The sequence below is a fragment of the Streptomyces sp. NBC_01463 genome (genome assembly GCA_036227345.1).
GTDB lineage: Bacteria > Actinomycetota > Actinomycetes > Streptomycetales > Streptomycetaceae > Streptomyces.
On sequence record CP109468.1, the window covers coordinates 5,486,732 to 5,510,920 of the forward strand.

The 24,189-nt window shown below is 68.5% G+C and carries 17 protein-coding genes and 2 rRNA genes; 11 read left to right on the forward strand and 8 right to left on the reverse strand.

Annotation, left to right across the window (positions count from 1 at the left end):
- Positions 1–126: 126 nt before the first annotated feature.
- Positions 127–3,251: ribosomal RNA gene (locus tag OG521_24395) — 23S ribosomal RNA — on the forward strand.
- A gap of 79 nt (positions 3,252–3,330) precedes the next feature.
- A 5S ribosomal RNA gene (rrf, locus tag OG521_24400) occupies positions 3,331–3,447 on the forward strand.
- A gap of 113 nt (positions 3,448–3,560) precedes the next feature.
- Here rrf and OG521_24405 read toward each other — a convergent pair.
- The 5 genes from OG521_24405 to OG521_24425 are packed head-to-tail and all read right to left on the reverse strand — an operon-like array spanning position 3,561 to position 9,030.
- On the reverse strand, positions 3,561–4,871 hold the full coding sequence (locus OG521_24405; GenBank protein WUW26786.1) for a DUF58 domain-containing protein: 1,311 nt from the start codon (positions 4,869–4,871) through the stop codon (positions 3,561–3,563).
- Between the two features lie 11 nt (positions 4,872–4,882).
- Complete coding sequence (locus OG521_24410; GenBank protein WUW23741.1) at positions 4,883–5,884, reverse strand: MoxR family ATPase; 1,002 nt, start codon at positions 5,882–5,884, stop codon at positions 4,883–4,885.
- Positions 5,881–7,140, reverse strand: a complete 1,260-nt coding sequence (locus OG521_24415) for a DUF4350 domain-containing protein (protein ID WUW23742.1) — start codon at positions 7,138–7,140, stop codon at positions 5,881–5,883. Before OG521_24415 ends, OG521_24410 begins: the two co-directional genes overlap by 4 nt.
- Positions 7,137–7,826: a DUF4129 domain-containing protein gene (locus OG521_24420; GenBank protein WUW23743.1), complete on the reverse strand. Its 690-nt coding sequence runs from the start codon at positions 7,824–7,826 to the stop codon at positions 7,137–7,139. The genes OG521_24415 and OG521_24420 overlap by 4 nt, the downstream gene beginning before the upstream one ends.
- Positions 7,827–7,830: 4 nt before the next feature.
- Complete coding sequence (locus OG521_24425; GenBank protein WUW23744.1) at positions 7,831–9,030, reverse strand: glycerophosphoryl diester phosphodiesterase membrane domain-containing protein; 1,200 nt, start codon at positions 9,028–9,030, stop codon at positions 7,831–7,833.
- Positions 9,031–9,170: 140 nt separating this feature from the next.
- On the opposite strand from OG521_24425, the gene mtnA reads away from it, so the two are divergent.
- The 7 genes from mtnA to OG521_24460 all read left to right on the forward strand — a co-directional run bounded on the left by mtnA (position 9,171) and on the right by OG521_24460 (position 17,649).
- The gene (gene mtnA / locus OG521_24430; protein WUW23745.1) at positions 9,171–10,316 is read left to right on the forward strand and encodes an S-methyl-5-thioribose-1-phosphate isomerase; all 1,146 of its coding nucleotides are present in this window, start codon (positions 9,171–9,173) and stop codon (positions 10,314–10,316) included.
- A 16-nt stretch (positions 10,317–10,332) separates the two neighbouring features.
- Positions 10,333–11,010: a two-component system response regulator MtrA gene (mtrA, locus tag OG521_24435; GenBank protein WUW23746.1), complete on the forward strand. Its 678-nt coding sequence runs from the start codon at positions 10,333–10,335 to the stop codon at positions 11,008–11,010.
- Positions 11,011–11,170: 160 nt separating this feature from the next.
- The gene (gene mtrB / locus OG521_24440) at positions 11,171–13,036 is read left to right on the forward strand and encodes an MtrAB system histidine kinase MtrB (protein ID WUW26787.1); all 1,866 of its coding nucleotides are present in this window, start codon (positions 11,171–11,173) and stop codon (positions 13,034–13,036) included.
- Positions 13,037–13,121: 85 nt separating this feature from the next.
- Positions 13,122–14,891, forward strand: a complete 1,770-nt coding sequence (locus tag OG521_24445) for an LpqB family beta-propeller domain-containing protein (protein WUW26788.1) — start codon at positions 13,122–13,124, stop codon at positions 14,889–14,891.
- 75 nt (positions 14,892–14,966) lie between these two features.
- On the forward strand, positions 14,967–15,695 hold the full coding sequence (locus OG521_24450; protein WUW23747.1) for a ComF family protein: 729 nt from the start codon (positions 14,967–14,969) through the stop codon (positions 15,693–15,695).
- Between the two features lie 322 nt (positions 15,696–16,017).
- Positions 16,018–16,707: a ribosome-associated translation inhibitor RaiA gene (gene raiA / locus OG521_24455; protein WUW23748.1), complete on the forward strand. Its 690-nt coding sequence runs from the start codon at positions 16,018–16,020 to the stop codon at positions 16,705–16,707.
- A gap of 186 nt (positions 16,708–16,893) precedes the next feature.
- A complete protein-coding gene (locus OG521_24460) occupies positions 16,894–17,649 on the forward strand; it encodes a response regulator transcription factor (protein ID WUW23749.1) in 756 nt (251 codons plus the stop codon).
- 33 nt (positions 17,650–17,682) lie between these two features.
- Here OG521_24460 and OG521_24465 read toward each other — a convergent pair whose 3' ends face one another.
- Together OG521_24465 and OG521_24470 are read right to left on the reverse strand one after the other, a co-directional pair.
- Complete coding sequence (locus tag OG521_24465; GenBank protein WUW23750.1) at positions 17,683–18,858, reverse strand: winged helix DNA-binding domain-containing protein; 1,176 nt, start codon at positions 18,856–18,858, stop codon at positions 17,683–17,685.
- 51 nt (positions 18,859–18,909) lie between these two features.
- Positions 18,910–19,497 carry a GNAT family N-acetyltransferase gene (locus tag OG521_24470; protein ID WUW23751.1) on the reverse strand — a complete coding sequence of 196 codons (588 nt, stop codon included), beginning with the start codon at positions 19,495–19,497 and terminating at the stop codon, positions 18,910–18,912.
- Positions 19,498–19,737: 240 nt separating this feature from the next.
- Here OG521_24470 and secA point away from each other — a divergent pair, with 240 nt between their 5' ends.
- Complete coding sequence (gene secA, locus OG521_24475) at positions 19,738–22,554, forward strand: preprotein translocase subunit SecA (GenBank protein ID WUW23752.1); 2,817 nt, start codon at positions 19,738–19,740, stop codon at positions 22,552–22,554.
- A 375-nt stretch (positions 22,555–22,929) separates the two neighbouring features.
- On the opposite strand, the gene OG521_24480 is transcribed toward secA, so the two are convergent.
- Positions 22,930–23,349 (reverse strand): Rv3235 family protein, encoded by a 420-nt coding sequence (locus OG521_24480; protein ID WUW23753.1) that lies wholly within the window; start codon positions 23,347–23,349, stop codon positions 22,930–22,932.
- A gap of 289 nt (positions 23,350–23,638) precedes the next feature.
- Here OG521_24480 and OG521_24485 point away from each other — a divergent pair, with 289 nt between their 5' ends.
- On the forward strand, positions 23,639–24,145 hold the full coding sequence (locus tag OG521_24485; protein ID WUW23754.1) for a hypothetical protein: 507 nt from the start codon (positions 23,639–23,641) through the stop codon (positions 24,143–24,145).
- Positions 24,146–24,189: the final 44 nt, after the last annotated feature.

Below are 24,189 nucleotides of genomic sequence, written 5' to 3' on the forward strand. Positions count from 1 at the left end.
GGTATCTGAAGGTACGGCCGTAAAGGTCGTCCTTCGGTTGCCGGCCCCAGTGAACTCGCCTGTAAGGGTGGGGTGATGGGTGGCTGGTCGTTGTTTGAGAACTGCACAGTGGACGCGAGCATCTGTGGCCAAGTTTTTAAGGGCGCACGGTGGATGCCTTGGCACCAGGAACCGATGAAGGACGTGGGAGGCCACGATAGGCCCCGGGGAGCTGTCAACCAAGCTTTGATCCGGGGGTGTCCGAATGGGGAAACCCGGCAGTCGTCATGGGCTGTCACCCGCTGCTGAACACATAGGCAGTGTGGAGGGAACGAGGGGAAGTGAAACATCTCAGTACCCTCAGGAAGAGAAAACAACCGTGATTCCGGGAGTAGTGGCGAGCGAAACTGGATCAGGCCAAACCGTATGCGTGTGATACCCGGCAGGGGTTGCGCATGCGGGGTTGTGGGATCTCTTTTTCATAGTCTGCCGGCTGTGAGACGAGTCAGAAACCGTTGATGTAGGCGAAGGACATGCGAAAGGTCCGGCGTAGAGGGTAAGACCCCCGTAGCTGAAACATTAACGGCTCGTTTAAGAGACACCCAAGTAGCACGGGGCCCGAGAAATCCCGTGTGAATCTGGCGGGACCACCCGTTAAGCCTAAATATTCCCTGGTGACCGATAGCGGATAGTACCGTGAGGGAATGGTGAAAAGTACCGCGGGAGCGGAGTGAAATAGTACCTGAAACCGTGTGCCTACAAGCCGTGGGAGCGTCGCGCATCGAGTTTACTCGGTGCGTCGTGACTGCGTGCCTTTTGAAGAATGAGCCTGCGAGTTTGCGGTGTGTTGCGAGGTTAACCCGTGTGGGGAAGCCGTAGCGAAAGCGAGTCCGAATAGGGCGATTTAGTAGCGCGCTCAAGACCCGAAGCGGAGTGATCTAGCCATGGGCAGGTTGAAGCGGAGGTAAGACTTCGTGGAGGACCGAACCCACCAGGGTTGAAAACCTGGGGGATGACCTGTGGTTAGGGGTGAAAGGCCAATCAAACTCCGTGATAGCTGGTTCTCCCCGAAATGCATTTAGGTGCAGCGTCGTGTGTTTCTTGCCGGAGGTAGAGCACTGGATAGGCGATGGGCCCTACCGGGTTACTGACCTTAGCCAAACTCCGAATGCCGGTAAGTGAGAGCACGGCAGTGAGACTGTGGGGGATAAGCTCCATGGTCGAGAGGGAAACAGCCCAGAGCATCGACTAAGGCCCCTAAGCGTACGCTAAGTGGGAAAGGATGTGGAGTCGCAGAGACAACCAGGAGGTTGGCTTAGAAGCAGCCACCCTTGAAAGAGTGCGTAATAGCTCACTGGTCAAGTGATTCCGCGCCGACAATGTAGCGGGGCTCAAGCGTACCGCCGAAGTCGTGTCATTCACATATATAGGGCCAACGCCTGTGTGGATGGGTAGGGGAGCGTCGTGTGCCGGGTGAAGCAGCCGCGGAAGCGAGTTGTGGACGGTTCACGAGTGAGAATGCAGGCATGAGTAGCGATACACACGTGAGAAACGTGTGCGCCGATTGACTAAGGGTTCCTGGGTCAAGCTGATCTGCCCAGGGTAAGTCGGGACCTAAGGCGAGGCCGACAGGCGTAGTCGATGGACAACCGGTTGATATTCCGGTACCCGCTTTGAAACGCCCAATACTGAATCAGGCGATGCTAAGTCCGTGAAGCCGGCCCGATCTCTTCGGAGTTGAGGGTAGTGGTGGAGCCGACGAACCAGACTTGTACTAGGTAAGCGATGGGGTGACGCAGGAAGGTAGTCCAGCCCGGGCGGTGGTAGTCCCGGGGTAAGGGTGTAGGCCGTGTGGTAGGTAAATCCGTCACACATTAAGGCTGAGACCTGATGCCGAGCCGATTGTGGTGAAGTGGATGATCCTATGCTGTCGAGAAAAGCCTCTAGCGAGTTTCATGGCGGCCCGTACCCTAAACCGACTCAGGTAGTCAGGTAGAGAATACCGAGGCGTTCGGGTGAACTATGGTTAAGGAACTCGGCAAAATGCCCCCGTAACTTCGGGAGAAGGGGGGCCATCACTGGTGAGGGAACTTGCTTCCTGAGCTGGGGGTGGCCGCAGAGACCAGCGAGAAGCGACTGTTTACTAAAAACACAGGTCCGTGCGAAGCCGTAAGGCGATGTATACGGACTGACGCCTGCCCGGTGCTGGAACGTTAAGGGGACCGGTTAGCTGACTTTCGGGTCGGCGAAGCTGAGAACTTAAGCGCCAGTAAACGGCGGTGGTAACTATAACCATCCTAAGGTAGCGAAATTCCTTGTCGGGTAAGTTCCGACCTGCACGAATGGCGTAACGACTTCTCGACTGTCTCAACCATAGGCCCGGTGAAATTGCACTACGAGTAAAGATGCTCGTTTCGCGCAGCAGGACGGAAAGACCCCGGGACCTTTACTATAGTTTGATATTGGTGTTCGGTTCGGCTTGTGTAGGATAGGTGGGAGACTTTGAAGCGGCCACGCCAGTGGTTGTGGAGTCGTCGTTGAAATACCACTCTGGTCGTGCTGGATGTCTAACCTGGGTCCGTGATCCGGATCAGGGACAGTGTCTGATGGGTAGTTTAACTGGGGCGGTTGCCTCCTAAAGAGTAACGGAGGCGCCCAAAGGTTCCCTCAGCCTGGTTGGCAATCAGGTGTTGAGTGTAAGTGCACAAGGGAGCTTGACTGTGAGACCGACGGGTCGAGCAGGGACGAAAGTCGGGACTAGTGATCCGGCAGTGGCTTGTGGAAGCGCTGTCGCTCAACGGATAAAAGGTACCCCGGGGATAACAGGCTGATCTTCCCCAAGAGTCCATATCGACGGGATGGTTTGGCACCTCGATGTCGGCTCGTCGCATCCTGGGGCTGGAGTCGGTCCCAAGGGTTGGGCTGTTCGCCCATTAAAGCGGTACGCGAGCTGGGTTTAGAACGTCGTGAGACAGTTCGGTCCCTATCCGCTGTGCGCGTAGGAATATTGAGAAGGGCTGTCCCTAGTACGAGAGGACCGGGACGGACGAACCTCTGGTGTGCCAGTTGTCCTGCCAAGGGCATGGCTGGTTGGCTACGTTCGGAAAGGATAACCGCTGAAAGCATCTAAGCGGGAAGCCTGCTTCGAGATGAGTATTCCCACCAACTTGATTGGTTAAGGCTCCCAGTAGACGACTGGGTTGATAGGCCAGATGTGGAAGCCCGGTAACGGGTGGAGCTGACTGGTACTAATAGGCCGAGGGCTTGTCCTCAGTTGCTCGCGTCCACTGTGTTAGTTCTGAAATAACGAACGGCCGTGTTTTGTTCCGGTGTTGGTTAATTTCATAGTGTTTCGGTGGTCATTGCGTTAGGGAAACGCCCGGTTACATTCCGAACCCGGAAGCTAAGCCTTTCAGCGCCGATGGTACTGCAGGGGGGACCCTGTGGGAGAGTAGGACGCCGCCGAACTCCTTTTAGAATGGTTGAGCCCCGTGCCCTTGTGGCACGGGGCTTTTCCGCGTTTACGGGCCATAATTCCGGAACGGACCCCGTCCCGGACCATTGCGGGTCCGGGACGGCTGCTACAGCCGGCCCGCCGCCTTGAGAGCCAGGTAGGCATCGGCGAGAGCCGGTGCCAGGCTGTCCGGAGTGGCATCGACGACCACCACACCGTGACGCTGGAGCTGGGCCGCCGTCCGTCGCCGTCGCTCCTGAGCCTCGGCCCCGGCAGCGGCTTCGTAGATCGCGTCCACTGTGCCTCTCGCGCCGGCCATCTCCTCGATGTGCGGATCCCTCACCGACGCCACCAGCACGGTATGGCGCTGGGTGAGACGAGGCAGGACGGGCAACAGGCCCTCCTCCACGGGGGCGGCGTCCAGACCGGTCAGCAGCACGATCAAGGAGCGCCGCGGGGCGTTCGTCAGAGCGGCGACGCTGAGACCCCGCGCGTCGGTCTCCACGAGTTCCGGCTCCAGCGGCGCCAGGGCATCGACCATGGCGGAAAGCACCTCGCCGGCTGCCCGGCCCCGCACCTGGGCGCGTACCCGCCGGTCGTAGGCGAGCAAGTCCACACGGTCCCCCGCGCGGGTGGCGAGAGCCGTGAGGAGCAGCGTCGCGTCCATCGATGCATCGAGGCGCGGGATGTCACCGACCCGCCCCGCCGACGTGCGGCCGGTATCGAGAACGATGAGGACATGACGGTCGCGTTCGGGGCGCCAGGTCCGTACCGCGACAGCGGACTGACGGGCAGTGGCCCGCCAGTCGATCGAGCGGGTGTCGTCGCCGGGGACGTAGGCGCGCAGGCTGTCGAATTCAGTGCCCTCACCCCGGGTGAGGACGCTTGTTCGCCCGTCGAGTTCGCGCAGTCGGGCCAGGCGGGACGGAAGGTGCTTGCGGCTGGTGAACGGCGGGAGGACACGTACCGTCCACGGAACGCGATGGGTCCCCTGGCGCGAGGCGAGACCCAGCGGTCCGTAGGAGCGGAGGGTGATCCGTTCGGCCTGGCGGTCCCCGCGGCGGGTCGGTCGCAGCAGCGTGGTGACACGGCGACGCTCGCCCGGAGGGATTCGCAGTTTGTGGCGGGACGCGGTCGCATCCGCACCCGGCAGCCAACTGCTGGGAGGCCAGGCGTCGCGGAGGTGTGCCCGCAGGAGGCGGCGGGAAGGATTGACTACGGTGAGTTGCACTTTCGCGCTGTCACCGAGTCGAACGCTTGTATCGCCAGATCGGGTGAACCGAAGCGTACGTACTGGCGCTGCCAGGGCGTAGTCGCACAGAATTGCTAGAGAGAGCGGGGCATTGACCGCGAGCATGCCCGTCCAGCTCGGGGCCAGGATGCCTACAGGGAGTGACCCCAGAGCGGCGAGCAGGGCGGTGCGTCCGGTGAGAGCCACCATTCACCGCCTCAACGGGGTACGGGGACGTGGGCGAGAACAGCGGTGATGACGGAGTCGGGGGTGACTCCCTCCATCTCCGCCTCGGGCCGCAGCTGAATGCGGTGCCGGAGCGTGGGAAGGGCCAGGGCTTTCACGTCGTCAGGGGTTACGTAGTCGCGGCCGGTCAGCCAGGCCCAGGCGCGCGCCGTGGAGAGCAGAGCAGTGGCACCTCGGGGGGAGACTCCGAGAGACAACGAGGGGGATTCACGCGTGGCACGACAGATATCGACGACATAGCCGGCGATCTCCGGAGAGACCGTGGTCTTGGCGACGGCGGTGCGTGCGGCTGCCAGGTCGGCCGGGCCCGCGACCGGGCGTATCCCCGCCGCCTGCAAATCGCGGGGATTGAAGCCATCGGCGTGACGGGTCAGGACGCTGATCTCGTCCTCGCGAGAAGGCAGCGGGACCGTCAGCTTGAGCAGGAATCGGTCCAGTTGGGCTTCCGGCAGAGGATACGTGCCCTCGTACTCGACCGGATTCTGCGTGGCGGCGACGAGGAAGGGGTCGGGCAGAGGACGGGGCGTTCCGTCGACCGTGACCTGGCGTTCCTCCATTGCCTCCAGAAGGGAGGACTGCGTCTTGGGAGGGGTCCGGTTGATCTCGTCAGCGAGCAGCAGGTTGGTGAAGACCGGTCCTGGCTGGAAGGAGAACTCGGCGGTGCGTGCGTCATAGATGAGTGACCCGGTGACGTCGCTGGGCATCAGGTCGGGGGTGAACTGGACGCGTTTGGTGTCGAGTTCGAGTGATGCCGCGAGGGCCCTCACCAAGAGGGTCTTGGCCACACCGGGGACTCCTTCGAGCAGGACGTGGCCTCGGCAGAGCAGGGCGACAACCAGTCCGGTGACCGCAGGGTCCTGGCCGACCACGGCTTTGGCGATCTCGGAGCGCAACGCTTCCAGGGAGGCACGGGCCGTGTCGTCGCTGCTGACGGTCCCGGTTGTCCCGGTAGGGATAGGGGGCGGGGCGCTCATGAGGTACGGACCTCTCTTTCGAGGGTGTCGAGTTGGGCTGCCAGGTGGACGAGTGCGGCGTCGTCGGAGGGGGGCGGGCCGAAGAGCGACTCGCGCGGGTCGCTGTCGGCCGGGCTGAGCCGTACGGACACAGCGGGGAGGAGCGTCTCGGGGGAGTGGGCGTCGCGCGGAGAGACCCCGACGAGGGGGGCGAGGCGGGCGCGGGTGGCATGACGCAGTGAGGCAGCGGCCCGGTCGCGGGCGTTCGCCTTGCGCTGGAGGCGGGCGCGGCCTTCGGTGGATTCCGAGGCGCGGATGGCCACGGGGAGCCGTTCAGTGACCACGGGGCCCAGGCGTCGTGCCCGCCAGATGGCGGCCAGCACTGCGGCGAGAGCGAGTTGCAGGGTGCCCCAGAGCCAGCCGGACGGGATCAGGTCGAGGAAGCCGCTTTCGCCTTCCGCGCTGTCGCCGTCCGTGCCGTTGTCCTGGCCTCCGCTGCTGTCCGCGGCGGAGGGATCACTGAGTGAGGGGAGGTACCAGACGAGATGCGGTCGGGAGCCGAGGAGTTGAAGGGCCAAGGAGGCGTTGCCCTCGTTGTCCAGGCGGTCGTTGTAGAGCAGATCGGGGGATCCGAGCAGGACGGTGTCACCCGATGCGGGGTGCTTCAGGAAGAGCACCGACGGCAGGCCGTCGGCCGGGTAACAGGCGAGGGTGTCGAGGCCGTCCGAGGCGGAGCCGTCCGACGTGTAGCGGAAGCCGCCCGTCTCGGCGTCACCGGCCCGGCGGGCGGCCGTGTCGGAACACTGCGGGGAGCGTGCGGAGACCGGGACGGAGGATTTCGCGCGGACGCCGGGAGCCAGTCTGCCCACCGAGGGCGGCCCCGCGGCGAGGAGCACCGTCCGGCCGCCTCGGCCGGTGGTCGTGGTGCGAAGCACGCTCTGCTGGGACGGCGTCAGCAGATTGGGGCCGGCGACGAGCAGCGTGGAGTCGGGGCCTGCCGCGGACGCGGCGGCATGCAACGTGGTGACGACCTGGACGGAGACCCCTTGGTCCTTGAGGAGTTCGGCGACGGCCCGGCTGCCGTAGCGGTCTGCGGAGCGGGGGTCGAGCCGGCCGTGCTGCTCTCCGGACCGGGTGGCCGCGAGCGCGATGCCGGCGGCGACGAGCACGAGGACGGCGAGCAGCAGTCCGCGGGTGCGGGTCCAGACCTGGTGCGGGGTGAGGGAGGCAGAGGTGGAGGGGGAGATGGGGGTGGGAGGGGGGCCGACCGTGGTCATTCGGCGGCTCCTCGGAGTGCGCCGGTCAGTTCCGGGGTGGCGGACTCCAGGTCGAGGTCCAGGGCGCGCACGGTCAGGTATGCCTGTTGGCCGGCGGAGCGGCCGCCGTATGTGACGTCGTCGAACTCCCGGGCCGCCGCCCGGAGCCGTGCGGCGTGCGCGGGCAGTGTGCGGCCTGCTTCCACGGCGGCCTCGTCGGCCGTGCGTCCGGGGCGGGGGTCGAGCAGGGTGCGTTCCTCCAGGGACCGGACGATGGCACGCATCCGCTCCTGGACCGCCTGGTTCCAGCGGCCGGCCGCGGCGTGGGCCTCGGCGGCGGCCCGGTGCTCCGGCGCGCTGCGGGGACCGTTCTCGAAGAGGGCGTCCGCTGTTCGCTGGCCACGTTGCGGGGTGCCCAGGCGCCACAGGAGCGCGGCGATGAGTGCGATGACGATCAGTACGAGCACGATCAGCCCGGCGGGTCCGCCCGGGGCGGCACCGGAGGCGGAGGAGAGGAGATCGCCTATCCAGGTCCACACATGGTCCAGGGCGCGCTGGAACGGGTTCGGATCGTTCTCGTGGTACATCGGCTTGGACAGCTCATGGCGTGCCGCCTCGCGGGCGGGTACCCGTGGGGTGTCCACGGGTATGTCGCCGCTGGCCCGGATCAGCAGTCGTGCTGGTGTGGTGCCGCCCGCCCCCGACACGGTGTCAGCTCCTGTTGTCGTAGCCCGGCAGACCGGCTGCCCGGGCGAGGTCGAGGTCGAGTGCTTCGCGCCGGATGCGCTGGTCCACGTAGAGCAGGGCCATGACTCCGGCGGAGAGCGGATAGGTGATCGTCGCGATGACCACGTCGCCGACGGCGGAGACGATCAGGAACGGCCAGCCGAAGCTGGTGGCGCCGTCGGTGAGGAAGGAGCTCAGGCTGCCGTCGTCCACGGCCACCGCGATGAGGCCGAACGGGATGCCGATCACCACCATCACGATGATCGTCAGCAGCCAGGTGAGCGCGAGGATGCCGAACGTCCGCCACCAGGCGCCGCGGACCAGTTTGGCCGAGCGCTTCAGGGATGCGGTGATCGACTGCCGTTCCAGCATCAGGGCCGGGGAGGCGAGGCAGAAGCGGACCATCAGCCAGAGGAACACGCCGCCTGCGGCGAGCAGTCCGAGGAAGGCGAGACCGACACCCGCGGTGTCACCGATCAGAAAGCCCGGGAGGATTCCCGCGGTCATGATGACTCCGGCCATCACGGCCAGCAGGAGGGTCAGGCCCAGCAGCGGGAGCAGCCGGGGCCGTGCCTCGGCCCAGGCGTCGGAGAGCGTCACGGGACGGCCCAGCACCGAGCGGCTGATCACCACGGTCAGCACCGCCGTGGTGAAGATCGTGGCGAGCATCGAGATGAGCAGCGGCGGGGCGCTGTTGAGCAGGCTGGAGCGGAGCGAGTCGGTGGCCTGCCGGAGCGCCTCCGAGCCGGTCGCGTTCCGGTCGAGCGAGGGCGGCTCGGGCAGCAGGTACTCCTGCACGAGCAGGATGGCGGTCTGGGCGACCACGGAGACGGCGAGGGTGATGCCGAGAACCGTGCGCCAGTGCGCGCGCATGGTGGAGACGGCACCGTCCAGGATCTCGCCGACGCCCAGCGGCCGGAGGGGGATGACGCCGGGCTTGGCCGCCGGCGGCCGGCCCCAGCCCGGACCCTGCGGCGGAACGCCCCAGCCCGGGTGGGGAGGCGGTGTGCCGGGGCCGGTTCCGGTATGGCTCGGCGGGGACCACTGCCCTGCGGGCGGCTGCGTGGAAGACCAGTTTCCCGCAGGTCCGCTGCCGTCGACCGGCTCGGAGGGACGGGGAACGCCCGCCTCCTGGCCGTCGGAGGGGGCAGATCCGGGCGAGGCCCAGCCCGGAGTGTCGTTCATTCTCGCTCCTTCACGGTCCTGTCCGCTCACCGGGGCGTCAGGTTGGCAGCCATCGTGCCACGCGTGGCACCCGTCCGGGCCTGGCGCTGTATCTCGTTCGTTCCTTCATGTGCGGGCGGGTTACGGGGCAGACTGGACGGATGGCTGATCAGGACGCGCAATCGCCGGTGGGCAGCGAGCCCGCCGCGCTTCCCGTACTCCGCTGGGACGAGCCTCCGGACGGCCCCGTGCTGGTGCTTCTGGACCAGACACGGCTGCCCGCGGAGGAGGCCGAGCTGGTGTGTACGGATGTTCCCGCGCTGGTGGAGGCGATCCGGACACTGTCGGTGCGAGGGGCGCCGCTGCTGGGTATCGCCGGGGCCTACGGGGTGGCACTGGCCGCCGTGCGGGGCTACGACGTGGCAGAGGCCGCAGGACTGCTGGAGCAGGCGCGGCCCACCGCCGTGAACCTCGGCTACGGCGTCCGGCGTGCCGCCGGGGCGTACTGGGCGGCCGTCGACAAGGGGGCCGCTCCGGAGCAGGCCGCTGCGGTGGCGCTGGACGAGGCCCGGGCGCTGCACCGAGAGGACGCGGTGGCCAGCGGGCACATGGCGCGGTTCGGGCTCGCCCTGCTGGACGAGCTGCTGCCCGGCGGCGGTCACCGGCTGCTGACCCACTGCAATACCGGGGCCCTCGTCTCCGGTGGCGAGGGCACGGCCTTCGCGGTGGCGCTCGCGGCACACCGGGCGGGCCGGCTCCGGCGGCTGTGGGTGGACGAGACCCGCCCGCTGCTGCAGGGGGCCCGGCTGACCGCGTACGAGGCGGCGCGCAACGGCATGCCGTACAGCCTGCTCACCGACAACGCCGCCGGGTCCCTGTTCGCCGCGGGCGAGGTGGACGCGGTGCTCATCGGGGCGGACCGGATCGCCGCGGACGGATCGGTGGCGAACAAGGTGGGGAGCTATCCGCTGGCGGTGCTCGCGAAGTATCACCACGTACCGTTCATCGTGGTGGCGCCGGTCACGACCGTGGATCTGCACACCGCGGACGGTGCGTCCATCACGGTGGAGCAGCGCCCCGGGCGGGAAGTGACGGAGCTCACATCGCCGCAATGGGGGGCCGACGGGCGGGAAGCGGGCGCAGTGCCCGTGGCGCCGGTGGGAACCCCGGCGTACAACCCCGCCTTCGACATCACACCGCCGGAGCTGGTCACGGCGATCGTGACGGAGGAGGGCGTAATCTCCCCGGTCACGGGAGTCGGACTGGCAGAGCTGTGTGCCAGATCATCGCAGGTAACGATTAGCTAATGGGATGATGTCGTTTATGAAGGGACGCGTCCTTGTCGTCGACGACGACACCGCACTGGCCGAGATGCTCGGGATTGTGCTGCGTGGTGAGGGGTTCGAGCCGTCGTTCGTAGCGGACGGCGACAAGGCACTTGCTGCATTTCGTGAGGCAAAGCCGGACCTGGTCCTGCTGGATCTCATGCTGCCCGGTAGGGACGGCATCGAGGTCTGCAGGCTGATCAGGGCCGAGTCAGGCGTGCCGATCGTCATGCTCACTGCCAAGAGCGACACGGTTGACGTGGTGGTGGGCCTGGAGTCCGGGGCCGACGACTACATCGTCAAGCCGTTCAAACCTAAGGAGTTGGTTGCCCGGATCAGGGCACGTTTGCGCAGGTCCGAGGAACCGGCACCGGAACAGCTCACCATCGGTGACCTGGTCATAGACGTGGCCGGGCACTCGGTGAAGCGGGACGGGCAGTCCATCGCCCTGACCCCGCTGGAGTTCGACCTGCTGGTCGCGCTCGCCCGCAAGCCGTGGCAGGTCTTCACTCGTGAGGTACTCCTCGAGCAGGTCTGGGGATACCGTCACGCCGCTGACACGCGTCTGGTGAACGTCCACGTGCAGCGGCTCCGCTCCAAGGTCGAGAAGGACCCGGAGCGGCCGGAGATCGTGGTGACCGTCCGAGGTGTCGGTTACAAGGCCGGACCGAGCTGACATGTCCCTGGGTAGCACTGCTCCGAAGCCCGGGGAGCCGGGAGTCCGTACGGAGCGGGCTGCCGGTTCAGGGCACACGTCATCTCCGGTCGGGCGCTTTCTGCAGGGCGGCCGGTTGTTCCAGGACCGGGCGCCCGGCGGGCCGGTGCCGCGGCTGCTGATGCGCTGGGTGCGGCGTCCGCTGCTCCCGGCCGTTCGGCTGTGGCGGCGCAACCTCCAGCTGCGGGTCGTCGCCGGCACGCTGCTGATGTCGCTCGGTGTGGTGCTGCTGCTCGGCCTCGTCGTGATCGGACAGGTGCGCAACGGCCTGCTGGACGCGAAGGGCAAGGCCGCCCAGACTCAGGCCGCAGGCGGGTTCGCGGCCGCCCAGGAGAAGGCGAACGCGCCGCTCACCCCCGGTGGGCAGGGCAATGACGCCGCGGACGGGACGACGGGCAACAACTCCTGGCGGACCGAGCTCGTCGACCAGCTCGCCAGCGGCGGGAAGAACGCCTTCAACGTGGTGGCGCTCAGCGCCGACGAGGGCTCGCGTGCGCCACGTGGCTCGGGCAGCGTCGAGGCCGCGAGCATTCCGCAGAAGCTTCGCGATTCGGTGAACAAGGGCCCGGGAGCGTTCCAGACCTACTCGCAGATCAAGTACGCGAACGGGCAGGAGTCGCAGCCCGGCCTCGTCGTGGGCAAGCGGCTCTACGACATCGACCGCAATCCGTACCAGCTGTACTACGTCTTCCCGCTGACGCAGGAGGAGAAGTCCCTGACGCTCGTCAAGGGCACGTTGGCGACCGCCGGTCTGTTCGTGGTCGTCCTGCTCGGGGCCATCGCCTGGTTCGTGGTGCGGCAGGTCGTCACACCCGTACGCATGGCGGCGGGGATCGCCGAACGGCTCTCGGCGGGCCGGCTCCAGGAACGGATGAAGGTCACCGGCGAGGACGACATCGCCCGCCTCGGTGAAGCCTTCAACAAAATGGCGCAGAGCCTCCAGCTGAAGATCCAGCAGTTGGAGGAGCTCTCCCGGATGCAACGGCGCTTCGTCTCGGACGTCTCGCACGAGCTGCGGACCCCGCTGACGACCGTGCGAATGGCCGCCGACGTCATCCATGAGGCACGGGTCGACTTCGACCCGGTCACGGCACGCTCCGCGGAACTGCTGGGGGACCAGCTCGACCGGTTCGAGTCGCTGCTCTCCGATCTGCTGGAGATCAGCCGGTTCGACGCGGGCGCCGCGGCGCTGGAGGCGGAGCCGATAGACCTGAGGCAGGTCGTGCGACGTGTGATCGGCGGCGCCGAGCCGCTGGCCGAGCGCAAGGGCACCCGGATCCGGGTGGTCGGCGACGAGCAGCCGGTGATCGCGGAGGCCGACGCGCGGCGGGTCGAGCGGGTCCTGCGCAATCTGGTCGTCAACGCCGTCGAGCACGGCGAGGGACGCGATGTCGTGGTGCGGATGGGCGTGGCCGGCGGAGCGGTGGCCGTGGCGGTCCGGGACTACGGCGTGGGGCTGAAGCCCGGCGAGGCGACCCGGGTGTTCAACCGCTTCTGGCGGGCCGACCCGGCCCGTGCCCGGACGACGGGCGGCACCGGACTGGGGCTGTCCATCGCCGTCGAGGACGCACGGCTGCACGGCGGCTGGCTGCAGGCCTGGGGCGAGCCCGGTGGGGGTTCGCAGTTCCGGCTGACGCTGCCGCGTACGGCGGACGAACCGCTGCGCGGCTCGCCGATACCGCTGGAGCCCGAGGACTCGCGGCGCAACCGGGAGAACCGGGACCGCGAAGCGGCCGCGCCCGCTCCGGCCGGCGGAAACCGGCGGGTCGCGGTGCCCGCCCAGCCGGCAGGCGCGGACCGGGCACCCCTGCCCGTACCGTCCCGCGACCCCGTGCCGGCCCGGACCGCACCGGCCTCGGTGCATCCGGCAGCCCTGCCGGGCAACGGCGCACGTGTGGTGCCGCGTCCCGCCGAGGAGCGGCGGGCCGGTCACAACGACTCTCCGGGGCAGGATCCGGGGCGGGAGGACACGACTCGTGGGCACTGACCGTCGTCAGGGCGGCCGTGGACGTGCGGTGGGGGCCACCGTGCTGCTCGGCTGTGGTGCCGTGCTGCTGTCCGCGTGCGGCTCGATGCCCGTCACGGGGGACGTCAAGGCGGTGGACGCCTCGCAGCCCGGTGACTCACAGGTGCAGGTGTACGCGGTCGCGCCGCGTGACGGCGCCACTCCGAACGAGGTCGTCGACGGCTTCCTGGAGTCGATGACCAGCGACGACTCCGACTTCCGGACGACGCGGCAGTACCTCACGAAGAGGGCGTCGAACAACTGGAAGCCGGGGGCCGTCACCACGGTGCTGGCCAAGGCGCCGAATCGCAGCGACCGGCCGATCCACGAGAGCGACCGCAGCACCAACGAGGTCAGCTACACCCTGACCGGCGAGAAGGTGGCGACGGTCGACGACCAGAACGCCTACCAGCCGCTCACGCCGACGGACTACTCCCGCACCCTGCAACTGGTGCGGCAGAACGGTCCGGACGGCAAGGAATGGCGCATCGACCTGGTGCCGGACGGACTGGTGCTCGGGCAGTCCGACTTCAAGCGGCTCTACCGTTCCGTCAACAAGTTCTACTTCGCCACCGGGCGGAGCGAGGCGCAGTCCACGCTGGTCGCCGACCCCGTCTACATCCGGAACCGGACCGATCCGGCGACCGGAATGGACACGGTGACGCAGGCGGTCCGCAGCCTCCTGAGGGGGCCCACCGACTGGCTGCGGCCGGTGGTCGCCTCGCGTTTTCCGGCAGGAACCGGTCTGCGCAAGGGTGTCACGTCGCTGACCCCCGACGACCGCAACGTGCTGAAGGTCCCGCTCGACAAGAAGGCGGACGGCACCGGGCAGCGCTCCTGCCGGATGATGGCCTCGCAGGTGCTCTTCACCCTCCGGGACCTGACATCGGCACGCGTCGAGCAGGTGGAGCTGCAGCGGTCCGACGGCTCGGCCCTGTGCGTGCTCGATGCGGACCAGGCCGAGGAGTACGCCCCCGACGGTTCGTCGGGCGGGCCCGACAGCCAGTACTTCGTCGACGCCAAGGGGCATGTGGAGCGCATCCCCGGCAGTACCAGGGGCAGCGGTGAGCCGGAGCGGGTCGCCGGCCCCTTCGGCGCCGGTTCGCTGAAGGTGAGCGCCGTCGGCGTCGCCCGGGACGAGCAGACGGCTGCCGCGCTCTCGCAGCACGCGGACGCGCTCTACGTGTCCTCCATCGCCGCGGACGGAGAGCTTCCCGTCCCGGCGGTGACCAGCAAGGCCGGACGCGAGGAGAACCGGCTGACGGCGCCCAGCTGGGACGGCCGGGGCGATCTCTGGGTCGCCGACCGGGACCCCGGCAACTCGCGGCTGCTGCGGCTCGCCGGTGGCACGGGCAAGCCCCAGGAGGTCACCGTGCCGAGTCTGGACGGCAGCCGGATCACTGCGCTGCGCCTGTCGTCGGACGGGGTGCGCATCGCGCTCCTGCTGACGAACGGCGACGGGACGACGCTGAAGATCGGCCGGATCGAGCGGCACGGGCCGCAGGGCAAGGAGAAGGCCTCCGTGGTGGACCTGCGGCAGGCCGCGCCGCAGCTGGTGGACGTGACCGCGATGTCGTGGTCGGGTGGCAGCCGGCTTGTGGTGGTCGGCAAGGAGCAGGGCGGGGTGCAGCAGGTCCGCTATGTGCAGGCGGACGGCTCGACCCCGTCCTCGGGCGTGCTGCCCGGGGTGAACCAGGTGCGGGCCATCGCCGCCGCGGACGACGAGCAGCTTCCGCTGATGGCGGACACGGTCGGCGAAGGGATATTCAAGCTGCTGCCCGGCGACAACTGGCAGTCGGTCCTCAAGGAGGGGTCGGCGCTGGTCTACCCGGGCTGACGCCCGCGGAGGCGGTGCGCCCGGGCGTTGTCCACAGGGGTGGTCGGGCTGCCCCGGCGCGGGCACAGTGGAGTCATGCGCGGGTGGTGGCGGGAGATCGCCGGACTGGTCCTGCCGGTGGCCTGCGGCGGCTGCGGCAGACCACGGACCGAGCTGTGCGCGGAGTGCGGCGCGCAGCTGTACGGCGGGGCGCCGCGCCGGGTGAGCCCCGATCCGGAGCCTCCCGGGCTGCCCGTGGTGCATGCGGCCGCCGGTTACGAGAACGCGGTACGGGCGGTGCTGCTGGCCCACAAGGAGCGAGGTGTACTCGGGCTCGCCGGAGCGGCCGGCAGGGCGCTGGCGGGTGCCGTGAGAGCCGGTGCGGGGCTGTCGCCGGGTCCGGGACCGCTGCTGCTCGTGCCCGTACCGTCCGCACGCCGCGCCGTCGCCGCGCGCGGGCACGATCCGGCCCGCCGCATCGCCCTGGCAGCCGCGGCGGAGCTGCGGCGTGCGGGTATGCCCGCCCGGGTCGCCGGTGTGCTGCGGCAGCGGCGTCCGGTGGCCGACCAGTCGGGGCTCGGAGCCCGGGAGCGCCGGGCGAATCTGACGGGGGCGCTGGGCGTAGTCGCCGGGGGTGAGCGGCTGCTCGCCGCCGGACGGGTGGTGCTGGTGGACGACCTGTTGACGACGGGTGCCTCGCTGGCCGAGGCGGCACGCGTGATCGACGGCGCCGGAGGGTGGCGGAGCACGGCTCCGGGGGTGCGTCACGCGGCCGTCGTCGCAGCCTCTCCGTCCGCCTTCGAAATAAACCGGAACTGGAACTGAAGTTGCATCGTTGCAGGTAGTGAGTGGGCAAAAAGACCTGAACGGAGGTACGTGCGAGTAGCGGGTGCCGACATCCGGCCGGGCAGGCTATGTTCGGTTGTGAGGAATGGTGAATGCCAGGCCTCGGCGAATGCACCACCAGGTTTCGGGCAGGCGACCCACCGGCAGTACAGAAACCGGAAATTCGGTGGGGTGGAGACCTTGCCGACGGGGGAGGAGGAGGTGGAAGTCACCGAGTCCGCGGCTCCGGCCATCACCGGAGCCTGGTGCAAAAGGGAGACGCTCCGCCGCTGAGCGGAGCGATCCGGGAACGGAGTTCTGCGTGGACATCGTCGTCAAGGGCCGCAAGACCGAGGTGCCCGAGCGGTTCCGCAAGCACGTGGCCGAGAAGCTGAAGCTGGACAAGATCCAGAAGTTCGACGGCAAGGTGATCAGCCTCGACGTGGAGGTGTCCAAGGAGCCGAATCCTCGTCAGGCAGACCGTTCCGACCGGGTGGAGATCACGCTCCGCTCGCGTGGACCGGTCATCAGGGCAGAAGCGGCCGCAGGCGACCCGTACGCAGCGCTGGACCTGGCCACAGGCAAGCTGGAGGCGCGGCTGCGCAAGCAGCACGACAAGCGCTACAGCCGCCGTGGCACAGGCCGTATCTCCGCTGCGGAGGTCGGTGAGATGGTTCCGGACGCCGCGTCGTTCAACGGCGACGGCGAACTGATCGTCGACGAAGCGGCACAGCCCGTACCCACCACCAGGATCGGCTCGCTCGAGGTACAGGGCGAAGGACCGCTGGTGATGCGTGAGAAGACGCATGTGGCGGCGCCCATGTCGCTCGACCAGGCGCTCTACGAGATGGAGCTGGTCGGTCACGACTTCTATCTGTTCGTCGACTCGGAAACGAAGGAACCCAGTGTCGTCTACCGGCGGCACGCCTACGACTACGGTGTCATCCACCTGAGGACCGACCCCCTGGCCGCCGACGAGGCGGGCGGCGCGGGCGGTGCGCTCGGCGGCTGACGCCACCACTTCTGTGGTGCCCCTGGAGCGCCCCGTGCGCCCCCAGGGGCACCCGCGTGCGACCACAGGATCACCGCTCTGACGTCCAGGCATGAAATCATGGCGGCCCAAGCCAATCGGTGCTCTGTGAACTGCCGTTGGCGGACAGTTGTGAACTTCAGGCCGTGGCCTTCAGGGGGAGGAACGATGGCGGACACCTTCGGGCCCGTGCGCGATGCGAATGATGCCGACGATGCTGCCGGTGTACATACCGGTGCGGCGGACGACAGCGGTTCCCGCAAGGAGCCGATCCGGGTCCTCGTGGTCGACGACCACGCCCTGTTCCGCAGAGGTCTGGAGATCGTCCTCGCGCAGGAGGAGGACATCCAGGTCGTAGGCGAGGCGGGCGACGGGGCGGAGGCGGTCGACAAGGCGGCCGACCTGCTGCCCGACATCGTCCTGATGGACGTGCGGATGCCCAAGCGCGGCGGCATCGAGGCGTGCACCTCCATCAAGGAGGTGGCGCCCAGCGCGAAGATCATCATGCTGACGATCAGCGACGAGGAGGCGGACCTCTACGACGCGATCAAGGCGGGCGCCACCGGCTATCTCCTCAAGGAGATCTCCACGGACGAGGTCGCCACCGCGATTCGCGCGGTCGCGGACGGGCAGTCCCAGATCAGCCCGTCGATGGCGTCCAAACTGCTCACCGAGTTCAAGTCGATGATCCAGCGGACCGACGAGCGCCGGCTGGTCCCGGCGCCCCGGCTCACCGAGCGTGAGCTCGAAGTCCTCAAACTGGTTGCCACGGGCATGAACAATCGGGATATCGCGAAGGAACTCTTCATTTCCGAGAACACCGTGAAGAACCACGTCCGCAACATTCTGGAGAAGCTGCAGCTGCACTCCCGGATGGAAGCCGTGGTCTACGCGATGCGGGAGAAGATCCTCGAGATCAGGTGAGACGGCCGGGGGTAAAGCCCCGGGAATGTGCGGTCACGCCAGGACGCGGGCGATTTCCCGGGTGAGCGGTCCGCGCAGCTCCGGCGCGTCCACCCGCTCCAGCCGGACATCCGTGCAGCCGACCCAGGAGGCGGCCTCCACCAGAGCCTCGGCCATCGGTGCCACGGCCTTCGCGCCCGCCAGGGACACCTGCCGGGCGACCAGGGTCGTGCCCTCACGGGCCGGGTCGACCCGCCCCTGCAGCATGCCGCCCGCCAGCAGCGGCATCGCGAAATAGCCATGGATCCGCTTCGGCTTGGGGACGTAGGCCTCGAGCCGGTGGGTGAAGCCGAAGATCCGCTCGGTCCGGGCCCGCTCCCAGACCAGTGAGTCGAACGGCGACAGCAGTGTCGTGCGGTGGCGTCCGCGCGGCTCGGCGGCCAGCGCGGCCGGATCCGCCCAGGCCGGCTTCGCCCAGCCACGCACCGTCACCGGCACCAGCCCGGAGTCCGCCACCACCGCGTCGAACTGCTCGCCCTTGAGCCGGTGGTAGTCGGCGATGTCCGCACGGGTGCCGACCCCCAGCGACTGCCCCGCCAGCGCCACCAGCCTGCGCAGGCACTCGGCGTCGTCCAGATCGTCGTGCAGCACCGCGGCGGGCAGGGCGCGCTCCGCGAGGTCGTAGACCCGCTTCCAGCCGCGTCGCTCGGTGCACACCACCTCGCCGTACATCAGGGCCCGCTCGACGGCGACCTTCGAGGCGGACCAGTCCCACCACTCGCCGCCGTTCTTCGCGCCGCCCAGCTCCGTCGCCGTCAGCGGGCCCTCGGCGCGCAACTGCTTGATGACGGTGTCGTAGACGCCGTCCGGCAGGTCGTGGTGCCACTGCGGGCGCGCGCGGTAGGCGCGGCGGCGGAAGGCGAAATGCGGCCACTCCTCGACCGGCAGGATGCACGCCGCGTGCGACCAGTACTCGAAGGCCCGGCCGCCCGACCAGTACGCATCCTCGACCGGGCGCCGGCCGACCGCGCCCAGGCGCGCGTAAGGGATCAGTTCGTGCGAGCGCGCGAGCACCGAGATCGTGTCGAGCTGTACGGCGCCGAGGTGCCGCAGGACGCCGGGCACCCCGCCCCGCCGGTCCGGGGCGCCGAGGAAGCCCTGGGCGCGCAGAGCGATCCTGCGGGCCTGGTCGGCGGAGAGTTCGGCTGCGGGAGGCTGCACAGACGTCATGCCAGGAACCCTAGAGGGCGGCACTGACATCCGGGCGGGGAAGCGGCCCGCTCACGGACGGGCGGGGTCGGCCGCCGGAAGATAGGCGTGGGTGCCGGGCAGGCCGAGGTCGCAGGGGAGCAGTGCGCCCGTCCACGTATCGCGTCGCACTCCCTTGTTGAGCAGCCCCGAGCGCTGGTCGCCCTCCATGCGGAAGCCGGCCCGCAGCGCGACGGCCCGCGAGGGGACGTTGCCGGTCTCCGCCCGCCATTCCAGCCGGTCCCCGCCCAGCGAGACGAAGGTCCAGCGGGCGGCGCACAGGACCGCCTCCGTCATGTGGCCGAGACCGCGGTGCTCCCGGGCGCTCCAGAACCCGATCTCGTACGTGCCGGGGCCGCTGCGCCGGTTGACGCCGAGCGCACCGGTCAGGGCCCCGCCGTCGCGCAGCACCACGGCGAAGTTGTACATGGAGTCGTCCTGCCAGCCCGCGGGCGAGAGCTGCCGGACGAAGAGTTCCGCGTCGGCGCGGCCGTACGGCGAGGGGACCACCGTCCAGCGCTGGATGTCGGGGTCCTGACAGGCTGCGTGCACCTCGTCCACGTCGCCGGGGGCGAAGGGGCGCAGCAGCAGGCGGTCGGTGGTGAGAGTGATCGGCTCCATGTACGGATTCTGCTGAGGGACCGGCCGCCCTGCGAGTACTTTTCGGGCTTCCCGGCACCTTCGGCGCCCTTCGTCCGTTGATTCGGAAGGGCACTGCGGGGTCAACGCAGTGGCAGCCCTCCCGGCGCGGCGGGGTCCTCGCTTACGATGGCCGTTGCGGTGGGGCCCACCTGCCGTGCCCGCGCCAGAGTCCATAACACGACCCAGTGCCAGGCCCGACCGGCAAGGAGACCAGCCTCAGTGTCCGTCTTCAACAAGCTCATGCGTGCAGGCGAAGGCAAGATCCTGCGCAAACTGCACCGCATCGCGGACCAGGTCAGCTCCATCGAAGAGGACTTCGTCAACCTCTCCGACGCCGAGCTGCGGGCGCTCACCGACGAGTACAAGGAACGGTACGCGGACGGCGAGAGCCTGGACGACCTGCTTCCCGAGGCATTCGCGACCGTCCGTGAGGCCGCCAAGCGGGTCCTCGGACAGCGCCACTACGACGTCCAGATGATGGGCGGCGCCGCCCTGCACCTCGGTTACGTGGCCGAGATGAAGACCGGCGAGGGCAAGACCCTCGTCGGCACCCTGCCCGCGTATCTCAACGCGCTCTCGGGCAAGGGAGTGCACCTGATCACGGTCAACGACTATCTGGCCGAGCGTGACTCGGAGCTGATGGGCCGGGTCCACAAGTTCCTCGGACTGAGCGTCGGCTGCATCATCGCCAACATGACTCCGGCCCAGCGCCGTGAGCAGTACGGCTGCGACATCACGTACGGAACGAACAACGAGTTCGGTTTCGACTACCTCCGCGACAACATGGCGTGGGCGCAGGACGAGCTCGTCCAGCGCGGCCACAACTTCGCGATCGTCGACGAGGTCGACTCGATCCTGGTCGACGAGGCCCGTACGCCGTTGATCATCTCCGGCCCCGCCGACCAGGCGACCAAGTGGTACGGCGACTTCGCCAAGCTGGTCACCCGCCTGGCGAAGGGCGAGGCGGGCAACCCGCTGAAGGGCATCGAGGAGACCGGCGACTACGAGGTCGACGAGAAGAAGCGGACCGTCGCGATCCACGAGCCCGGTGTCGCGAAGGTCGAGGACTGGCTCGGCATCGAGAACCTCTACGAGTCGGTGAACACCCCCCTCGTCGGGTACCTCAACAACGCCATCAAGGCCAAGGAACTCTTCAAGAAGGACAAGGACTACGTCGTCATCGACGGCGAAGTCATGATCGTCGACGAGCACACCGGCCGTATCCTCGCCGGCCGCCGCTACAACGAGGGCATGCACCAGGCGATCGAGGCGAAGGAAGGGGTGGACATCAAGGACGAGAACCAGACGCTCGCCACGATCACCCTGCAGAACTTCTTCCGCCTCTACGGCAAGCTCTCCGGCATGACCGGTACGGCGATGACCGAGGCCGCCGAGTTCCACCAGATCTACAAGCTCGGCGTGGTGCCGATCCCGACCAACCGGCCGATGGTCCGGGCCGACCAGTCGGACCTGATCTACCGCACCGAGGTCGCGAAGTTCGCCGCCGTCGTCGACGACATCGCCGAGAAGCACGAGAAGGGCCAGCCGATCCTGGTCGGCACCACCTCGGTCGAGAAGTCCGAGTACCTCTCGCAGCAGCTCTCCAAGCGCGGTGTCCAGCACGAGGTCCTCAACGCCAAGCAGCACGACCGGGAAGCGCCGATCATCGCGCAGGCCGGCCGCAAGGGTGCCGTCACGGTCGCGACGAACATGGCGGGCCGCGGTACGGACATCAAGCTGGGCGGCAACCCCGACGACCTGGCCGAGGCCGATCTGCGTCAGCGCGGACTCGACCCCGTCGAGCACGTCGAGGAGTGGGCGGCCGCGCTGCCCGCGGCCCTGGAGAAGGCCGAGCAGGCCGTGAAGGCCGAGCACGACGAGGTCAAGGACCTCGGCGGGCTGTACGTCCTGGGCACCGAGCGGCACGAGTCGCGCCGCATCGACAACCAGCTGCGCGGTCGTTCCGGCCGTCAGGGCGACCCGGGCGAGTCCCGCTTCTACCTCTCGCTCGGCGACGACCTGATGCGTCTGTTCAAGGCGCAGATGGTCGAGCGCGTCATGTCGATGGCCAACGTGCCGGACGACGTGCCGATCGAGAACAAGATGGTGACGCGGGCGATCGCGTCGGCGCAGTCGCAGGTCGAGCAGCAGAACTTCGAGACGCGTAAGAACGTCCTGAAGTACGACGAGGTGCTCAACCGGCAGCGTGAGGTCATCTACGGCGAGCGGCGCCGGGTGCTGGAGGGCGAGGACCTCCAGGACCAGATCCGTCACTTCATGGACGACACGATCGACGACTACATCCGCCAGGAGACGGCGGAGGGGTTCGCCGAGGAGTGGGACCTGGACCGGCTGTGGGGCGCCTTCAAGCAGCTCTACCCGGTGAAGGTCACGGTCGCCGAGCTGGAGGACGCGGCCGGGGACCTCGCGGGTGTCACCGCCGAGTTCATCGCCGAGTCCGTCAAGGACGACATCCACGAGCAGTACGACGAGCGTGAGAAGACGCTCGGCTCCGACATCATGCGTGAGCTGGAGCGGCGCGTGGTGCTGTCCGTCCTGGACCGCAAGTGGCGTGAGCACCTCTACGAGATGGACTATCTCCAGGAGGGCATCGGCCTGCGGGCCATGGCGCAGAAGGACCCGCTGGTCGAGTACCAGCGCGAGGGCTTCGACATGTTCAACGCCATGATGGAGGGCATCAAGGAGGAGTCCGTCGGCTACCTGTTCAACCTGGAGGTCCAGGTCGAGCAGCAGGTCGAGGAGGTTCCGGTGCAGGACGCGGCGACGTCGCTGACCAAGGAGGACGCGGTGCCGGCCGCGCGTCCGGAGATCCGGGCCAAGGGGCTCGACGCTCCGCAGCGTCCGGACCGGCTGCACTTCTCCGCTCCCACGGTGGACGGGGAGGGCGGTGTCGTCGAGGGCGACTTCTCCAACGCGGATGCCGGTGGCTCCTCGGAGTCGGACGGGCTCACCCGGGCCGAGCGGCGCAAGGCGCAGAAGAGTGGTGGCGGTGGTGGGCGGCGCCGCAAGAAGTAGCGTGCGCTGACTGCTGTTCTGCGGCCGGGGCCGGGCACCTTGGGGTGTCCGGGCCCGGCCGTTGTGCGTGCGGGTGCGGGTGCGGGTGCGGGTGTGGGTGGGCGCGGGTGGGGTGGGTGCGCCTGCGGCGGGCCTGTTCCCCGCCCCGCCCCTTCCCGTAACCGGGGGCTCTGCCCCCGGGCCCCCGCTCCTCAAGCGCCGGAGGGGCTGGAGAGGTGGCCGGGAGGGGCTCTGCCCCTGAGCCCCGCTCCTCAAGCGCCGGAGGGACTGGAGAGGTGGTCCGGAGGGGCCCGAGAGGTCGCCCCGGAGGGGCTGGTTGGCGCCGCCCTCGGAGAGGCACCCAGAGCGGCGGCCCCCGTGGGGTGTGGGTCCCCGTCAACGGTTGCGTACCGGGGTGTTGCCGAGTTCTACCGCGGCGCAGCGCCAGCGGAGGTCGGGGCCCTGTTCCAGGCGGAAGGCCATGGCGCGGACCTGTTCGCCTGCCGCGATGCTCGCGCAGGCCTCCACGACGCCCGGGGCCGGCTGGGCGCCTCGGCACATGCGGATGACCGGGCGGGCGCCGCGGCTCCGGAGCGGGGTGGCGGGGGCCAGTTCGGCGAGCTGGTCGTAGGCATCGCCGATCGTGTGGCCGAGCATCCAGTGGACGGGGCGCTGGCCGCTGAGGACCGCCAGGAGGCGTTCCGCGAACCACTGGTGGGGCCGGATCCGCTGGGGAGTCCGGCGGCGCTGTACGGGTACGGCTTCGGGCCTGCGTGCGTCGTGCCGTGCGGCGGGCCGGGTCCTGTTCGTGCTCATCGCTGTCGCCCCCGTGCTTCAGAGGCCCGGATCAGTACCGGGCGGTAACTTCTGCTGTGGATCTTCTACGGGGGTCGTGGAGGCGGCCGCAAGCGTCGATGGGCCGGCGGTGGGGGACGCGGGATTCACCTATCCGGGTGGTCGACCCGGTCCGGGGAAGGTGCCCTGGGCGGGCCGGGCAGGGTGAGGGGCGGTTACCGGGTGGACGGGGCGAGGGCGGGACACGTAACCCCAAAGGGGGACGCCCCACGTATCCTGAGGGCGTTCCGACTACGAAAGCGGCCCAGCCATGCGCGTGTACGTCCCCCTGACCCTCTCCGGGCTCGCAGCGGCGCACCGGGCCGGCGAGGTCGGCTCCGCCCCGCTGACCGCGTACGCGGTGACGCCGGCGCTGCGGGAGTGGTACGTCTCGGACGACATCGAGGAGCTGGAGTACGCGGCGCTCAACCGGGCCGCGTCCGCGTCGCTGCGGCTGATCGCCGGGGACCCCGCTGCCGCCCGTCGCCGGGTCGTCGTCGCCGTGGACGTGCCGGACGGGGCCGCGGTCGCCGACCCGGACCACATGCTGGAGTCCTCCTCGCTCGGCGAGGTCACCATCGCCTCCGCGGTCGGGCTGGCCGAGGCCGCCGCCGTGCACGTCGACTCGGACGAGGCGGACAAGGACGTCACCGCCGCCGCGGCCGCGCTGGGGGCGGCGGACCTCGGTGACGACGACGCCCAGTTCACCGTCGACGGCGCCGAGGACCACGAGCTCCTGTGGTTCGGTGTCCAGGAGATCCCGAATCTGATCGGCTGAGAGGCCGAGCGGTCTCCGCCACCGGCTGTTCGTCGGCGTGTTCG

Coding starts and splice junctions, on each gene's coding strand:
- OG521_24410 (WUW23741.1), bottom strand. CDS start 5,884: ATGAGCGCCCCGCCCCCTATCCCTACCGGGACAACCGGGACCGTCAGC.
- OG521_24415 (WUW23742.1), bottom strand. CDS start 7,140: ATGACCACGGTCGGCCCCCCTCCCACCCCCATCTCCCCCTCCACCTCT.
- OG521_24425 (WUW23744.1), bottom strand. CDS start 9,030: ATGAACGACACTCCGGGCTGGGCCTCGCCCGGATCTGCCCCCTCCGAC.
- mtnA (WUW23745.1), top strand. CDS start 9,171: ATGGCTGATCAGGACGCGCAATCGCCGGTGGGCAGCGAGCCCGCCGCG.
- mtrA (WUW23746.1), top strand. CDS start 10,333: ATGAAGGGACGCGTCCTTGTCGTCGACGACGACACCGCACTGGCCGAG.
- mtrB (WUW26787.1), top strand. CDS start 11,171: ATGCGCTGGGTGCGGCGTCCGCTGCTCCCGGCCGTTCGGCTGTGGCGG.
- OG521_24445 (WUW26788.1), top strand. CDS start 13,122: ATGCCCGTCACGGGGGACGTCAAGGCGGTGGACGCCTCGCAGCCCGGT.
- OG521_24450 (WUW23747.1), top strand. CDS start 14,967: ATGCGCGGGTGGTGGCGGGAGATCGCCGGACTGGTCCTGCCGGTGGCC.
- OG521_24460 (WUW23749.1), top strand. CDS start 16,894: ATGGCGGACACCTTCGGGCCCGTGCGCGATGCGAATGATGCCGACGAT.
- OG521_24465 (WUW23750.1), bottom strand. CDS start 18,858: ATGACGTCTGTGCAGCCTCCCGCAGCCGAACTCTCCGCCGACCAGGCC.
- OG521_24470 (WUW23751.1), bottom strand. CDS start 19,497: ATGGAGCCGATCACTCTCACCACCGACCGCCTGCTGCTGCGCCCCTTC.
- OG521_24480 (WUW23753.1), bottom strand. CDS start 23,349: ATGAGCACGAACAGGACCCGGCCCGCCGCACGGCACGACGCACGCAGG.
- OG521_24485 (WUW23754.1), top strand. CDS start 23,639: ATGCGCGTGTACGTCCCCCTGACCCTCTCCGGGCTCGCAGCGGCGCAC.